We start from the raw sequence: 13659 nt of genomic DNA, 5'->3' as shown, positions 1-13659 counted from the left end.
ACTAATCACAGGGTGCGCTGGATTGACTCTGCGGCCTGTTGCCTTAGTGCGTTGCTGATACCAATTGCTTCAGCGAGATAAGCAAGATTATCCACCAGCACACATCGTGTCCCGGAACTGAGATCTCCAGTTACTCCCCAGCGGAGCATTTCACCAGGAGCCGGTTCATAATTATCCAGTTCACACTCAGGAAGGTCTACTGGCTCTCCCAGATAATCAATTAAGACCGGCCTGATATCGCTATATTCGGCATCAATACCAAGTGGCAGATCTTTCCTGACATATTGCCTCAGAACAAATAAATCCCTTTCGCTACATTGAGGGAAAATTCCAACCGGCAAGTTTGTGATAAGAATAGCTGCACCTTTTGAATCGCCAATTTCCTGAACGAGTTTTGCGGCGCACCAGACCGCCCCCTTCAGGAACTCCAGATTTTCATGCGATTGCTGTAATGACATATGACCTCTTTCTTATTGTCTGGCCCGCTTAAATCCATCGTTGCCATATGATTTAAAATACTCAGTAAACCCCTTATCGCTTTCACGAGTGTCGGCTGCGGCTTTTGAATTTGCCTCTTGCATGTCTCTTTCGCCTTTTTCCTGGCTGAGTTTCATGAAAGTCTTAATGTTATCGTCATTAGGGTCAGCCAGTACTTTCTGATAAGCCTTCTGGTAGCGCTCATCCAGGCTTAACCCTATTCCGAGACTCTGGCATCCGCTAATGCCGGTTATGAAAGCAATGATCAGAAACTTTCGTAGGTACGCACATTTCATCATTACTCCTACCGGGATGACCCGAGCATTTTGTTCCAGGCCGTAATCAGTGACTGAATCCCAGAAGTGGGCACAGGAGCAACCCATTTACAGCAGCTGAACCACAGGCGGTTAAACCGGTGAGGCATTTTCGTGATGTAGTTTTCCTTATACTCAAAGTTGTATTTATCACCAACGATGCGCGGAACTTCTTTGCAGAACGGACAGCGTTGAGCACCCGCGCTCATTTCAGGAACGATGATGAACTCGGTTTCCCCCAGCGTATCTGGATCCCACGGTTCGCGTTCACGCCAGCATGTGCCTTCTGGGAGCACGATATTCTCGTCGCATACGATGTATTCAAAGGTGGGAAATAACAGTTGATGAACACCGTGTTTACGCCAGCGCACTAACGCCAGAAACTCAATATGTTCTGAGCTATCGGCTTCCCGGGGAACAATAAAACGGTATACACCTGCTTTAGTCGGTAACCCTTCGCCCCGGATGCCAACTGGAGTCCAGCTTGGTTCTGTTGAGATACGGCGTAGTGCAGTCATAGTTACTCCCATTAAATTTTCTTCGTTCAATTTCCAGAATGAATCGATCTTTAAATCACTCTAACGGTAACTATTCCGATTACGAAATTCCGTTACCTTTAGGAATGATCGTGTTAACAGCCAGCATTGCATTTTTGAAGAAGTGTGCATTGCTACTTCTTAACTTAACAGAAGCATTAGAACTGACCGGGCTCAATGCCAGTAATGCGGTGCTGCGTCCCAGCCAGCGATAATATGAGAATAAACCCCACGAATTCAGGAATTCTCGTTTCATAATTGACATCAATTCAGATCTATCAGTCTGGTTAACTTTTGGGAACGTAATGAAAACTGCGCTATCCGGGTTCCGGGACAACCAACTGAAAACCTCTTCATTGGTGTAATAATACTTACCTTGCGTAAACACTCGCCCATTAAATCCTAATCGCACGACTGAGGACGGTATAATGTTATGGCAATAATCGAGCATGGGATATCCCATTTTCATCTGAGCGATATCAATGCGATTATCGCTCGGAATGCTTGCAGGTGCATTTGCATTTTTGAAACCGCGAGTACTGATCGAGTAATGACCGTCATCTGCATTCTGATAAACCCAGAATGGCTTGCAATACTCTTCTGAGTCTATAGCGGCTGTAAGATACGCTTCATCATAACTTTCAAATAACTTTTTTACTTTAGTCTGGTGGTCTGCAATATTTCTGGATTGAAGGTCTGGCCTGATTTTTAAAGGAATAGAATACACCGGTTCAAATGCCTTGACCGTATGGCCAGAACTCGTATGGTTTAGCAAATACCCAACCCACTCACGTTGAATTCCTTTTCCTATATACTCGCCGCTGTTCGCCCCTGCGTTGGTATCAAAACGCACGATAGATGTTCCACGCGCAGAAAGCATATTTTCAAATTCAGCACGGATAATGTTGGTATTTTTGCTAGTTAACGAATTCTGGAGATCATGCATATGTAGCCACCATTCATGTTTCAGCTTCGACTCTCACTATAATCACATGTTGAAATTTATTGTTACAGTGAGAATGAGGACGTTTTGCACCCAAAAATAAATAGCTTTTTCAACCGCAATTTGTGGGCATAAATGGTTTTTCTTAGCGTAAAAAAATAGCCGACTATGTCGGCTATTGTGACGATTCAACAGCTGGTGGTCAGAAAATGCACATCGAGGCGTATGCCGTCTTCTGGGAAACTTCAGTAGGGTTACGACCAATGAAAATACTACGGTTATTTTCTTTCTCGCTACGCATGAAGCGGTAGAGGTGGATGGCTACTCCATGAGCTTTCTGCACATCACGTCGGTGCAGCACAAGGTGCATTCTTTTTGGTGGTATGTGTGGGAAACGTTTCGCCAGAATTTGTCCAAGCACGTTAAGTGATTCACTGTTCTCGCGTAGCTGGTAAAGGTCTTCCACGATGAAAAAGATGTTATTCCCCCTGTCGAGTTCGTCAGGTACGGGGCACACTTTTAATCGGCACTCGATGACTTCACAACTCCAGTCACGATGAGGCAGAGACATGATGATGTTTTCTTTCTGCAAGACATTCGACATAAATCCCACCTCACGGTAAAAGCTGTATCAGTTTAACTCCCAAAACCCTTCGGCTGTGGGTTCTGCATTACGCACCGGCTCTCAGATTCCTTAAGGCTTTGATCCAGTATTATTCTTGAGAAATTTGAGTTCAGAACTACCCGGCTTCCCTTTTTGGGCCGTCTTGATAAATTCCCGCTCTTTGAAATACCACCGTTCAACAATTTGTGAAGATAGCGTATTGGATTCCAAGGCATAAGCCTGCAACTCCCTCCATGCAGCTATGTTATGCGGTTTGTATTTTGCCAGCTTAATATCCAGTTCTTCTTGCCAAGATCTGGCGCGTTTTGTAAAAACCTTTCGACCCAGCATTGGGAAAACCAAGAGCCCTGCTATATTGCCGACGAACTGTACAGACCAGTCAGAGGTTATGTAAAACCATATCCCGGCATTAACCGAAACCAGAACCAATAACCATGTTCCATACGCTCGCTGAAATGGAGGGAAGCAGTTATCTCGCCACATTCGAATACTTTTTCCAATGCTGTTCAGCAGGTTTTCGTTTGTTTTCATCAGTTATCTCTGTTCCTCTTCAGCATAGGCCGTTTGTATCAATTCAAACCTGTTCACCCTGACTACTTGAAGAACTATCTGATCGGTAATGCACCTAACCGGCGTAGTGCATCAGTAACCTCGTCTATGCCGAATAAAGACATTGGCGGGACTTTATCTCCAGAGATTGAGCAGGCTGTACACAATGCATTGTATGAGCTTACTCGTTCACGATGTAGAGACTGAAGGCTTACGATCAACAGATCTCGCTCTGGGCCCGTGGTAGCTCCTATAAGGTCAAATAAACTTTGTTTAACCACTTACGTAATCCTCCGTCAAAATCAGTCAAGAGTGCGCTCATTCTCCTCAGTTTCATTTTTTAATGAACGGAAAAGGTCGACAAATCAGGCGGTATTAAAGACACCATCGTCTTTTAGTCCCATCCGTGTGTATACATCATTAATATGCTTGTGAATATATTGAAGATCACTTGCCTGCTCATGCTGTCTGATACGGTCTTCATGGCGAGAATTGGATAACCGAATGCAACGTTCCCGTTGTTCAACAATGTACTCAGTACACTGGGTATGTTCAAACATGACCTCTCCCCATTGCCTGGCAGCGCGGAGATACAACCCTCTTTCTTCCAGGTCCCGGGCAAGTATCACCGATTTGGTCGCTGGTATCTGGTACATTTCTTCAGCGAGCAGGAACGCTGCTGCACATTTTCTTTGTCCCATATCTACCTCTACCCTTTGTATAGAGTCGACATCTGGGCAGAAGTGAATGAGATTAACTCTTCAACCTGCCATTCGCTGATACTCTCCTGGTGGATAACCGAGTCCAGAAGTGAGCAGAAGACCCGACCTTCACAGAAGGCATCGAATAAGGTTTGCCAGGCACCGGCGAATCGCCCGGCCAGTTTACTTCGCTGACGTTTACTGCGGCAGCGATGCAATTCTTGCTGAAACAAGGATTCGTTTTCCGCACTGCTTTTTTCATGCAGAGCATCCCATAACTGGTTGAACCGTGTTTCAGTACAATTTCTGGCCGTTACCATCGTCATAATATTTCCTTCAGAGGCGGTTAAGCCTGTATCAATGTTGCTATTTGATATCTATTTTCCACGTAATATTCAGGTGACGAAATCTCAGCTATAAATCGCTGATGGCTAATTAGTCTGACCCGCATTTCTCCCGGTTGTACGCCCCACCAGGTAGCACCCATTCTTTTGACATGTTAATGACGGGCAATGTATAGACCGGATTTACCGCTTGCAGCAGCGCTTCCTCATCCGTGATATTAATAGGAGTAATATTCTGGCTTAGATCCAGAACATTTATTCGTTTACGACTGATAGTGACCCCAAAGCGGTTTTCATAGTTGGCCATTGCGTGAATACGCTCGGGGAAATAATGTTTGATGGTTGCCCATATGCGAGCACTGTTGTATATACACGTTAAGCATGAACTGCGACCCCATCCAAGACGATACGGTACTGGGGCTGTAACACGATGTTTTGCTAAAATCTCCCAGACTTGTTCTTCAGACCATTCAAGTACTGGCCTCCAGGCATCAACTTGTCTTTTTTTGCAACTGCTGGTATGTGGCTCCAGTTGTAAGTAATTGAATCTATTAGAGCTTTCCGCTCTCCTTTCCCCCGTAATAAAAAGCACCTTTTTTCCGTCAAAGCGTCTCTGATTTGTGAGTGCTCGCCGACCAACATCAATTTTTAGTGCTGATGAGCACCAACGTGTTTTAAGGCTTGGTGATTGCTGAGGGAACCGAAGTCGCGTGGCGGGAGTGCTTCGCTGGATATCACGTTCCGCGATTATTAATCCATCTGGGGTTTCGATACATTGCGGGCGACTGTAGCCATTCTCTTTCAGCATCTCACCTTCCATTCCTCCCTGAAGCCAGGAGAACATCAACGGTATCTGAAATGTTGAAGCTATTTTGCGGTTGTAGTCGGCCATAAATGGCCAGTCCATTAAAGTACTTCCCTCGCGGCCATCAACATCGTGATGCCAGAGTTCCACCCTGGACAGATCGACCCCGATGTCAATTAAGTGGAGAAGGCAGGCTATGGAGTCTTTTCCGCCGCTAAGGCAAATGATTATCACGTCATAGCAAGATATGTCGATATCTGGAGCGTTCCTGTACGTTTGTCCTGATAGTGGCGTGGTGATGCCTGCTATGCTACTCAGTGCAGGAATAATAAAGTTATCGTCGATTAAATCACTCACTTGCCGCGCTCCTGCTCTGAAGTGAATTTGTCAGAATCGCAGCAAGTCTAGTCTCGCCTAATGATGAGGCCAGATCTGATAGCGCTAGTTTACCTGCTGCTTCCATACCAAGTGCCTTTACTCGACTGGTATCAAGAACTGCAATTCTTTGGCCTGTTGCCTTACAGACAAGCGCATATCGACATACGCTTAATGTGCGATGGATGATGAATGAGAACATTTGATTGTCGATTTGTGCGCTGAATTTGCAGATCACATTTACTTTATGCGTCAACCCATTCTGGATTATGATTGTTGCAACATCGTCTTTAGGCATATCTACCTCCGGCTTTTTACTAAGCCTAATACGACGCTAACAGCTGACGAAATTTGCTTACAGATATAACTTTCACTGCAAATATCGTGTTATGAGTGACTGATTACTGCTTTGGAGACAGAATGGATTTTTCTAAAACTACTGTAGTGAAACCCGGTTTAATTGGTGATAACAACGCGTATTGGGCGATGCACTTTTGCTCAATTATTGAAACCCTTTATGATAATAACCGGATGAAGGTACGTTTTAATTCCCCTCTCATGGGGAAACATACACCAACAATGAGAAACCTAGTTTCATTAGCTGGTGAAGGATATTTTTCTTTAATTAAAGATCAGTTCAGAAACTTCGGTCTACAAAATTTGCTCTGCCACTATCTGATGAGTTATGAAGGTAGAGAAGTCTTAAATACTATACTTATTAATTTGTCTGATTATCGCAATGTCGATATCCTCGCTAATATGAGCCAGTTTGGTGTATTCATTAGCTGCCGTGACTTTAGAAGTGGCACTAATTTTGCGGTAGAGCATAATCCTTATCTACTTGGCCATGAGAATGTCTTTTATAATTCAGTTTATAATAGCTTAAAGTTTGCAGATCTATGCATTCTTTTCCGTATGAGAACGAATCCTAACCAAGAATCAGCTACTTTGTTTGGCATTCTTGGAGAGGTCGAAGGAAACAATGGTCAGGACTTGAAGAGACCGGCCTTCTGGGGAAGGAAAGGTTTGTATTTGTCTTTTGGTATTGGAGTCAATCCTAAACCCAAGGGGGAAAAACGTTCTAATCAATTTCAGCTTAATGACTGTACTTGCCAGTGGGTAAACGCTGCTGATGGTTATAAATTTGTCGCTATTTTTGAGTCAGAACACCATCTTGTTACAGATTATCTCGATGCAATAGGTACTATTGAACACCTTAATAAATTTGGCCCCAACCATCCTTTTCTAACACATTATCCAGCTCGGCACATTCTAAACATTGTGAGAGATGGCTGGGATAAATCAGTTGATATATTGATTACTGAACTGCGACGTTATCTTGCGCCTAACGAATTAGCTTCGCTAGGAACAAATCCAGTAATACCCTTTATACCCTCATTCAAACATTAAAATAAATGGGGCTACGGCCCCATTTTTTACTCACGATATAAGATGTAATAACATTTTCTGACCTGCATACTGTTGTTCAGGTAACCACAAAGTGCTTCACGACCATCCTGACTACGACCTATCCATAGGCCAGCCAAGCGTTTATCTGGTTGCTCAGACAGTATGAAAATTTTGCTGTTAATAAGACCAATGAATGGGCGTTCTACTCCCTGGGGGACTACAAAATTCCCCAGCGGTTTGTAACTTTCCAGGTTCAATACGATCGCAGCTGTCTGGTCACTGGAATTGTCAGCATCGTCCTGTTGCTCGCTGGCAGCAGGTTGTTGGTAGTTTTGAGAAGGCTGCTGAGCATAGAAATCGTTCGGATCGATCGATTCTGCGCTGGTTATGAAGGGCAATAGTGCTAAAAGGCCAAAAACAGCTTTTTTCATATGTCCACCATAGGGTTATGCGTTTAAATATGATTAGGCTATCAGTACCAATGCTGTCAGGCTAAAAACAATGGGGACAAATTGAGGGCTTTTATGTTGTGTTTATTGCTATTTTTGTCCTGCAATAGCATCTATTTCACACAATACACAGTGACATTTAGCTGGTGGCTCAAGTCGTTCGAATTGCGTCAGATTATGCAGACGTAATCGAGGTATACGTCTGACAGCATGATGGCCACACGAAAGTTCAAGAAACCAGATTCGTCCGTTACGGCTCCCGTCCTGAACCTTTACGTTTACAACTTCTCTCCATATGCGAATCATGGCTAACCTTCTGCCGGGCTCGGTGGTTCATCGTTGTCCTGGGTAATTTTAACGTAATCACCCTGATTGATAACGATTACTTCATTAAGATGAGGGCTGTAACGTACCCTCTCTACTTCGTCGAGATAGTCCACATGTCTACGCGCCTTGTTATTCGAGAAGCCGAGCGCTTTCCCTATTGCGTGAACTGATGGCCCACGGCCACCATTTCTGTTCATGTATTTTTTGACATACGTGATGATTGCTTTCCTGTCACTGGTCATGTCCGGGAGTTCGGCAATGTCATCATGACCTTGTCCTTTCGCTACGCGCAGCGTCATAGACTTTCTTTCACCATCGATAATGATTCGTCCCTGGTCATGCAACTGCCGGATACGCCGGGAAACGAGCCCTTTTGAATACCCCAGAGAAGAACAGATCTGCTCGTAAGACGGTGCTGCACCCTGCTCTTTGATTTCTGTCACAATGAAATCAAAGAGCCTGTCCAGGTGGGCATTTGCTTTTGGGGCGTTCTGTGCTTTTCCAGAAACACTACCGGCGTTGTCTTCAGTCATATCCCTTCCGTCCAGTTGGTGGTTGTTAATTAATGCGGGCTATCGACGTTCTTCGTCGAACTGAGACTAAAAGGCACGACGTCCGCTTTTACATCAGTTAAGGAGTGATTACCGCAGAGTTGCCCTTTAACTTTAGTCAGGCCCACCAGCGCATCCTCAAGCAGTTCTGATTCCTGAGATGTCACATTACTACCCAGTTCCATACCGATTTTTTCGCCCGCGTCCTTGAGGATACTGATAGCACGATCGATAGATTCACTGTACATAATCGCCACCTTGTTCGTTTTGTTAACATAGCCAATTAGTGCGTGTTCAGCTATAGCTGAGTTGTTTTATCACCTGTTTATGCGGCCCTTTTTCTTGCCAGGCAGCGAGCTAAAACCCGTTCCCTGGCTTCATGCTGCTCATCGATACAAAGCTGAATTCCCAACCCCAGGATGTAACGCTCCTGAAGTTCTGCCGGATGGAGGAAATTGAGCGCGGTGAAACCAGCTGGCACGGAACCATATTTGGCCAGGCTGTCTTCGTAACGTCGCTGGGCTATTTCACAAATTAAGTTATATTGAGCAATAGCTGCCTCACGTCCAACTTGATTGAATATTTCAACCGCCAGGACTTCCGAACATGTCTGCATTTTTGCATCCGTTTTGTTTACCTGACATCAGTATCACCCCGATGTGCTGGCTAACGAAATTTACGGATAGATGAATGTAATGAGGGGAATAGAACGTAATGGAATGTTTATACTGAACCCAAATTATGGGGAGCTTGATAATCAAATGTGGAAGTCTGTTGAGAAGCAGACTTCCAGACTTGGTATTAACTGGTTTTCTGACTATTAAGCCAGCTGATTAGCTCATCTTGCGTGTCAAAAGACGCGACAAAGGTCTGCTCCTGATCAGGACGTTGTGCATCCCTTATCGCTCTGAATGGAGCTTCACCGCTATAGTAGAATATTGGCTCCGCACGGCGTTTGACCCATGCTGATTGCTCGCGCTCTGCGAGCTCGCAGGCTTCTTCGTAATTGTCCGCTACTCCCAGCACTGTCGAACGATCCCAAGCTCCTCCATTCAGGCATCGAACAGTGATTTTCCCGTCCGGGCAAGTAATGCCATATGGATGATCCCACCAGGCATCAAGCTGAGACTTTGAGCGCTTTTCATTAGGTGTATCGTCGAAGTTTTTAGGTAATACCGGATTAAGGGGTATGCAGTTTGGCACTTGGATTCTCCCTGTAGCCTGAATCTACAAATAGGCAGTAAGCAATGTTCGTCAGGTTAACATGTACCTCCTGTTAGGTAATTAAGTACTTCGTTCCATTTTCGATATTCGCGTTATCTGACTCATTTTCTCCGACTTCAGGAGATCTCCATGCTGCTACGTAAGCCATGTGAATCAGGCTTGTTTTTCGCCCCGCTTTGACCCCATTTCCATGATGTTCTCAAACCTCGCGCTGTTACAGTAGGACAACTGCTACTGACGAGGTGAATATGACCAGATACCTTGGATACTGCGCCCTTGCGCTCCTTACCGTCCTGCCGACCGCTTCGGTATATTCTGCTGTACAGAATGATACAATGGGCCTATACGCTCCCGATCCCAGCTACACACCTGACATCCAAAATTCAGCACCTGTAACGCCTTCTCCGGGGGATGACAGTCTGTACAGTGATGACGTACCCGATTCATCTACCGCTCCAGAAAGCACCATTACCCCCCTGAATAGCTTTGATGTTATGTCTTTTTCTATAGGGCCGGTAAGCCTGCGGATGACAGCTTCTGAAGCGATCACTGCTATCACTGACAAACTTGGCCAGTCTGCTGGTGAAGAAATTCAAAAGCGCTACAGTAACAACTCATTGAATAGTATTTTCTGGGGAGATGCTCACCAGGAGACGGTGGTCTATTTTATCCCCGATACGGCAGTTGACCCCATTGAGCCGGTGGCTTACAAAATCCGCTTTTCATTCAGCAACCCTGATCTCTTACTGAAGTCGGCGATCGAGAAATATGGAGAGCCTTCAGTCTCTGATGCCCAGAGAGGTCGTTATATCTGGTGCAAGGCACTGGCGGAGAAAACGAATAAGTGTGATGACAGTAAATCTGAGCTTACGCTGACAACGCGAGAAGTTGAAGACACTGGCATCCTGACTCTCAGCGACCCAACGGTCTCATTTGATGCCTCGCGGACTGCAACGGCCACCCCGGATAAAGACCAGGCTGCGACTGAAGATAACCAGGGGCCATTGCCACAGCTCTGAAGTCGTCCGTCGCTGTCCAGCATCCTTTTGCAGGATTACTAAACCGACTGAATTCGTCAGCCGGTTTTTTTATCTGAATTTTACATTAGCGTCTGAAAGTACGCTTTCCAAACGGGCTTATCTCTTTGACGTGAAAACCCGCATTAGTCAGCATCCTGGCCATGACAACTGATGCAGGAAGACAGGATGCCTCCACTTTATGGCCGGGAGTAGCATCCAGAATACTTTGCAACATGGAGCGCCCAAATCCTTTTTGTCTTTGACTCCTGGTAACACCAAACATCCTGATTTCCAGATGTGAAGCAAGTCCATTTGCACCATTTTTGCCCGTCAGTAGGGCAAAACCTATCGCTGCGCCATTATGTTGAGCATCAAAGACAAACAAGAAATCGGCGCAATTCTCTCCCCGTTCCCGCCTGGCAATGGCTTCTGAGATCTGACTTTCGAACTGAGACAGTCCGTCATCATCATCAAAGTTAAAATACCCATCCCGCATACCGTCGCGAATCACCGCTATGATAAAGGGAACATCCTGTTTGGTTCCAAAGCGCATTTCAGGGGCAGATAACACCGTCATCAGTTTGTCTCTCGTAACCGTTATTATTCCATCAATTTGATTACATGGAGGTAAAGAGGTCAATAGAAATGAACGGGGTATTTCGCTGATGACCATTTGATCGGTGTTAGTGGTTTCAGTAGCAGAGCCAGGAGGTATATAAGGCCAGCAAAAATGCCAGCCTTTTTCATTTAAACCGGTTTTCTTATGATTCTCTTGATCGGCATTCCTGCCTTATCAAAATATCGGGTTGGCCATATTTCTTGAGGTTCTTCACCAATTGCATTAGCGATGATGATCTCGCCTCTAGGCCAGTCACGTGTCAGTGCATTTGCCAGAGTGCTGCTTGAAAGACCGTTAGCCCTACTCAGTGAGGCAAGTGACAAACCTTTCTTATGTAGCGCAGCTATGATGTCTGCCTTATGCCAGTCCTGTTTTTCCATCTCCATTTCCTTTGGTGGTGAATCGGAACATGGTTTGCAGTACCAGCTAATGACGACTGGCGAGCCGTAAGGCTCCCACGCCCCGACCCACCATTGACAAAAAACAGGCGAGCGAGTGCGAACCGTTCAAGTACATGAACGGCGTGTCATTAGTCGGGGCTGCAAATCCCCACTCTTACGATTTAGTAAGGGCTACAACAGTTTACAGCATTTAAAGGGTGTATCAGAAGTGTTAATGCCGTAAGTTTGCGAGTCGGTTTGAAATTCAGATAATAACTATGCTTAATGGCCTGTTCAGGAAAGCACTTCGATGCTGTTCATATAGCCAAAGCCGAATATCCGCTTTCTGCCGATCCCGAAAGCGTATGCCTGTTCAAGTGCGCCGACATCTTCAATCACGCATTCAGCATCGTACTGGCTCATCGGTACAATGATCTTGTGGGATGTACGGCCAACGCTCCCGGGCTTAATAATATGGAACTTGGTGCTTCGAACGATACGTAACCGTCCACAGATCACTCCGGCCCGTTCCAGGTGATAGTGGATATAATCCGGGAGTTCATGGGCAGGTGGACAAATCTCTCTTTTCCGGCCTCCAGCTTCCTCGCGTCGAATAGTGGCCAGCGAGCCGCAGATTCGAATTTTCTGGCCAGACACAAACATGATTTCCTTCATGACTTCGCCAGGGAGCCCGAGTGCAACAGCCGTTCTCAGAACAACCTGGGTGTCGGAGGCACTTTGTTTGCGAGAGTAGAAGGTGTATGGGAGTCGCGACCCAGAACGTTCCTGGACTACCTTATCCAGTTGCTGGTGGATCCCATACACGTCACCTGGGGCGATTCTGAACCTGAGCGCACATTCAAAGTATTTCACGCCACATTCCTTGCTGAACATAATGAATTTTCAATATTAGTTTCAGGGTATGGCATGGACGGCGAGTGACGAAATTATGAGGGGGGAATACGGCCAGTCCTTTGGCCGGTGTGGTCAGAGAATCATTTCGATACTTTCGCCGTGGAATATACCGATCACATCTGTCTTGAGGCGGTTACTCCTCGGCTTTACTTCATTGGCCACGAACTCTGGCAATGGCCGAATTTTCACGTGCTCATCCTGAATGATAATGAACGGCATAGATGAAGCGGCAGAAAGACGCAGTATCTGGTCGGGGTGTTCAGGATCAGCCATCGCGATGTTTGCAGCTGGATGCACTTTAACCGGACGGCGTAAGCGAAGCTTTTCTTCCGGTACACGCGCAATAGCCTTAATCAACGAGTTGAGTCTGACTGATTTATCTTCATCTTCCTCGATGTCCTTGCCCATCTTCTGGAGCAACTCGATTTTGTTAACCCTGCTAAAAAGCGTCTTTTGCCTCCAGCCGAAACTGACCAGATTGACGTTAGCATTATCAAACATACGCAGCTGCCGATAGAGATGCAGGGTCATGACACCAGGGCAGGCGCTATGCAGCGCGTTGAAGCGCATGTATTCCGGTCGGCGATCACCACCGTAGTTTTCGATGATGTGGCGTTGAATGCTCTCTTTATGCTGGTTGATGGATGTCACCAAACGGGTAACCAGCTGAGAGAATTCCGCATCTGTATTGTCGTACCATAATACGCCGGTAGTGCGCCGAGCGGACTTCTGCGAATAGCCATCCCTGATATGCAGGTCAGCGTATGCCGCGCAGGCAGCATGGACAGCATCGTGTCCCTGTTTCAGCTCAGGCATGATGTGTTCGATGGCCATATCTTCTTCGCCATCAGCAACGGCTGGCAGGACGCAGACACTCGCCTTGAGCGGAAGCCGGGAACCCAGCACTCCACGAAGTTGTGTGATCTCGCTCTCCAGCGTCTGGAAAGTTGTTGAGATATTCATTTCTATCCCCGAAAAAGGGCTCTAAACTCCCTCCGCTGCACGGAGGACTGTATGTACATACATACTCATAACAAGCGAAACCGAGTATATCAAGTTCGTTTTGTTTACAGACGAATTTTATCGATGACGAATG

At 45.9% G+C, this 13659-nt stretch carries 21 protein-coding genes; 2 read left to right on the top strand and 19 right to left on the bottom strand.

What is annotated here, in order from left to right; all coding sequences use genetic code 11:
* Positions 1–5 precede the first annotated feature (5 nt).
* The 10 genes from GFB57_RS23485 to GFB57_RS23440 all read right to left on the bottom strand — a co-directional run bounded on the left by GFB57_RS23485 (position 6) and on the right by GFB57_RS23440 (position 5967).
* Positions 6–458 carry a hypothetical protein gene (locus GFB57_RS23485; protein ID WP_007372157.1) on the bottom strand — a complete coding sequence of 151 codons (453 nt, stop codon included), beginning with the start codon at positions 456–458 and terminating at the stop codon, positions 6–8.
* A gap of 12 nt (positions 459–470) precedes the next feature.
* Positions 471–776 carry a hypothetical protein gene (locus GFB57_RS23480; RefSeq protein ID WP_032941601.1) on the bottom strand — a complete coding sequence of 102 codons (306 nt, stop codon included), beginning with the start codon at positions 774–776 and terminating at the stop codon, positions 471–473.
* A 5-nt stretch (positions 777–781) separates the two neighbouring features.
* The gene (locus GFB57_RS23475) at positions 782–1309 is read right to left on the bottom strand and encodes a hypothetical protein (protein ID WP_007372155.1); all 528 of its coding nucleotides are present in this window, start codon (positions 1307–1309) and stop codon (positions 782–784) included.
* 79 nt (positions 1310–1388) lie between these two features.
* On the bottom strand, positions 1389–2273 hold the full coding sequence (locus tag GFB57_RS23470; RefSeq protein WP_007372154.1) for a hypothetical protein: 885 nt from the start codon (positions 2271–2273) through the stop codon (positions 1389–1391).
* Positions 2274–2472: 199 nt separating this feature from the next.
* Complete coding sequence (locus tag GFB57_RS23465; RefSeq protein ID WP_020996135.1) at positions 2473–2874, bottom strand: hypothetical protein; 402 nt, start codon at positions 2872–2874, stop codon at positions 2473–2475.
* Positions 2875–2964: 90 nt separating this feature from the next.
* Positions 2965–3426, bottom strand: a complete 462-nt coding sequence (locus GFB57_RS23460; protein WP_009653863.1) for a hypothetical protein — start codon at positions 3424–3426, stop codon at positions 2965–2967.
* A gap of 383 nt (positions 3427–3809) precedes the next feature.
* On the bottom strand, positions 3810–4145 hold the full coding sequence (locus GFB57_RS23455) for a PerC family transcriptional regulator (protein ID WP_008786801.1): 336 nt from the start codon (positions 4143–4145) through the stop codon (positions 3810–3812).
* Positions 4146–4153: 8 nt separating this feature from the next.
* On the bottom strand, positions 4154–4471 hold the full coding sequence (locus GFB57_RS23450; protein ID WP_020996134.1) for a hypothetical protein: 318 nt from the start codon (positions 4469–4471) through the stop codon (positions 4154–4156).
* 109 nt (positions 4472–4580) lie between these two features.
* Positions 4581–5651: a phosphoadenosine phosphosulfate reductase family protein gene (locus GFB57_RS23445; RefSeq protein ID WP_071684404.1), complete on the bottom strand. Its 1071-nt coding sequence runs from the start codon at positions 5649–5651 to the stop codon at positions 4581–4583.
* The gene (locus GFB57_RS23440) at positions 5644–5967 is read right to left on the bottom strand and encodes a hypothetical protein (protein ID WP_020996132.1); all 324 of its coding nucleotides are present in this window, start codon (positions 5965–5967) and stop codon (positions 5644–5646) included. The genes GFB57_RS23445 and GFB57_RS23440 overlap by 8 nt, the downstream gene beginning before the upstream one ends.
* 122 nt (positions 5968–6089) lie before the next feature.
* Here GFB57_RS23440 and GFB57_RS23435 point away from each other — a divergent pair, with 122 nt between their 5' ends.
* The gene (locus tag GFB57_RS23435) at positions 6090–7079 is read left to right on the top strand and encodes a hypothetical protein (protein WP_007372150.1); all 990 of its coding nucleotides are present in this window, start codon (positions 6090–6092) and stop codon (positions 7077–7079) included.
* A 26-nt stretch (positions 7080–7105) separates the two neighbouring features.
* On the opposite strand, the gene GFB57_RS23430 is transcribed toward GFB57_RS23435, so the two are convergent.
* The 5 genes from GFB57_RS23430 to GFB57_RS23410 all read right to left on the bottom strand — a co-directional run bounded on the left by GFB57_RS23430 (position 7106) and on the right by GFB57_RS23410 (position 9609).
* Positions 7106–7510 (bottom strand): hypothetical protein, encoded by a 405-nt coding sequence (locus GFB57_RS23430; protein WP_008786799.1) that lies wholly within the window; start codon positions 7508–7510, stop codon positions 7106–7108.
* A 326-nt stretch (positions 7511–7836) separates the two neighbouring features.
* Positions 7837–8388, bottom strand: a complete 552-nt coding sequence (locus GFB57_RS23425; protein ID WP_007372149.1) for a hypothetical protein — start codon at positions 8386–8388, stop codon at positions 7837–7839.
* A gap of 29 nt (positions 8389–8417) precedes the next feature.
* A complete protein-coding gene (locus GFB57_RS23420; RefSeq protein ID WP_007372148.1) occupies positions 8418–8654 on the bottom strand; it encodes a hypothetical protein in 237 nt (78 codons plus the stop codon).
* A 77-nt stretch (positions 8655–8731) separates the two neighbouring features.
* Positions 8732–9022, bottom strand: a complete 291-nt coding sequence (locus GFB57_RS23415) for a hypothetical protein (RefSeq protein ID WP_007372147.1) — start codon at positions 9020–9022, stop codon at positions 8732–8734.
* 185 nt (positions 9023–9207) lie between these two features.
* The gene (locus GFB57_RS23410; protein ID WP_008786797.1) at positions 9208–9609 is read right to left on the bottom strand and encodes a hypothetical protein; all 402 of its coding nucleotides are present in this window, start codon (positions 9607–9609) and stop codon (positions 9208–9210) included.
* A 356-nt stretch (positions 9610–9965) separates the two neighbouring features.
* Here GFB57_RS23410 and GFB57_RS23405 point away from each other — a divergent pair, with 356 nt between their 5' ends.
* On the top strand, positions 9966–10649 hold the full coding sequence (locus tag GFB57_RS23405; protein WP_008786796.1) for a hypothetical protein: 684 nt from the start codon (positions 9966–9968) through the stop codon (positions 10647–10649).
* Positions 10650–10734: 85 nt separating this feature from the next.
* Here GFB57_RS23405 and GFB57_RS23400 read toward each other — a convergent pair whose 3' ends face one another.
* The 4 genes from GFB57_RS23400 to GFB57_RS23385 all read right to left on the bottom strand — a co-directional run bounded on the left by GFB57_RS23400 (position 10735) and on the right by GFB57_RS23385 (position 13526).
* The gene (locus GFB57_RS23400) at positions 10735–11226 is read right to left on the bottom strand and encodes a GNAT family protein (protein ID WP_000217395.1); all 492 of its coding nucleotides are present in this window, start codon (positions 11224–11226) and stop codon (positions 10735–10737) included.
* A 170-nt stretch (positions 11227–11396) separates the two neighbouring features.
* Positions 11397–11654 carry a helix-turn-helix transcriptional regulator gene (locus GFB57_RS23395; RefSeq protein WP_001333498.1) on the bottom strand — a complete coding sequence of 86 codons (258 nt, stop codon included), beginning with the start codon at positions 11652–11654 and terminating at the stop codon, positions 11397–11399.
* 288 nt (positions 11655–11942) lie between these two features.
* Positions 11943–12323, bottom strand: coding sequence for a type I-E CRISPR-associated protein Cas6/Cse3/CasE (locus GFB57_RS23390; RefSeq protein WP_127649377.1), 381 nt, complete (start codon positions 12321–12323; stop codon positions 11943–11945).
* Between the two features lie 312 nt (positions 12324–12635).
* Complete coding sequence (locus tag GFB57_RS23385; protein ID WP_007372144.1) at positions 12636–13526, bottom strand: DNA replication terminus site-binding protein; 891 nt, start codon at positions 13524–13526, stop codon at positions 12636–12638.
* Positions 13527–13659 lie beyond the last annotated feature (133 nt).

The sequence above is a fragment of the Citrobacter sp. S39 genome, from assembly GCF_009495675.1.
In the GTDB taxonomy this organism is placed as follows: domain Bacteria; phylum Pseudomonadota; class Gammaproteobacteria; order Enterobacterales; family Enterobacteriaceae; genus Citrobacter; species Citrobacter freundii.
Note: the sequence above shows the minus strand (reverse complement) of the source record. Positions and strands in the feature narration are given on the sequence as shown.

Bases quoted from the DNA above. Each gene is read 5' to 3' on its own strand.
- GFB57_RS23455 (WP_008786801.1), bottom strand. From the start codon at position 4,145: ATGGGACAAAGAAAATGTGCAGCAGCGTTCCTGCTCGCTGAAGAAATG.
- GFB57_RS23470 (WP_007372154.1), bottom strand. From the start codon at position 2,273: ATGCATGATCTCCAGAATTCGTTAACTAGCAAAAATACCAACATTATC.
- GFB57_RS23400 (WP_000217395.1), bottom strand. From the start codon at position 11,226: ATGACGGTGTTATCTGCCCCTGAAATGCGCTTTGGAACCAAACAGGAT.
- GFB57_RS23465 (WP_020996135.1), bottom strand. From the start codon at position 2,874: ATGTCGAATGTCTTGCAGAAAGAAAACATCATCATGTCTCTGCCTCAT.
- GFB57_RS23450 (WP_020996134.1), bottom strand. From the start codon at position 4,471: ATGACGATGGTAACGGCCAGAAATTGTACTGAAACACGGTTCAACCAG.
- GFB57_RS23480 (WP_032941601.1), bottom strand. From the start codon at position 776: ATGATGAAATGTGCGTACCTACGAAAGTTTCTGATCATTGCTTTCATA.
- GFB57_RS23415 (WP_007372147.1), bottom strand. From the start codon at position 9,022: ATGCAGACATGTTCGGAAGTCCTGGCGGTTGAAATATTCAATCAAGTT.
- GFB57_RS23385 (WP_007372144.1), bottom strand. From the start codon at position 13,526: ATGAATATCTCAACAACTTTCCAGACGCTGGAGAGCGAGATCACACAA.
- GFB57_RS23390 (WP_127649377.1), bottom strand. From the start codon at position 12,323: ATGAAGGAAATCATGTTTGTGTCTGGCCAGAAAATTCGAATCTGCGGC.
- GFB57_RS23430 (WP_008786799.1), bottom strand. From the start codon at position 7,510: ATGAAAAAAGCTGTTTTTGGCCTTTTAGCACTATTGCCCTTCATAACC.
- GFB57_RS23425 (WP_007372149.1), bottom strand. From the start codon at position 8,388: ATGACTGAAGACAACGCCGGTAGTGTTTCTGGAAAAGCACAGAACGCC.
- GFB57_RS23475 (WP_007372155.1), bottom strand. From the start codon at position 1,309: ATGACTGCACTACGCCGTATCTCAACAGAACCAAGCTGGACTCCAGTT.
- GFB57_RS23460 (WP_009653863.1), bottom strand. From the start codon at position 3,426: ATGAAAACAAACGAAAACCTGCTGAACAGCATTGGAAAAAGTATTCGA.
- GFB57_RS23395 (WP_001333498.1), bottom strand. From the start codon at position 11,654: ATGGAGATGGAAAAACAGGACTGGCATAAGGCAGACATCATAGCTGCG.
- GFB57_RS23405 (WP_008786796.1), top strand. From the start codon at position 9,966: ATGGGCCTATACGCTCCCGATCCCAGCTACACACCTGACATCCAAAAT.
- GFB57_RS23435 (WP_007372150.1), top strand. From the start codon at position 6,090: ATGGATTTTTCTAAAACTACTGTAGTGAAACCCGGTTTAATTGGTGAT.
- GFB57_RS23420 (WP_007372148.1), bottom strand. From the start codon at position 8,654: ATGTACAGTGAATCTATCGATCGTGCTATCAGTATCCTCAAGGACGCG.
- GFB57_RS23485 (WP_007372157.1), bottom strand. From the start codon at position 458: ATGTCATTACAGCAATCGCATGAAAATCTGGAGTTCCTGAAGGGGGCG.
- GFB57_RS23440 (WP_020996132.1), bottom strand. From the start codon at position 5,967: ATGCCTAAAGACGATGTTGCAACAATCATAATCCAGAATGGGTTGACG.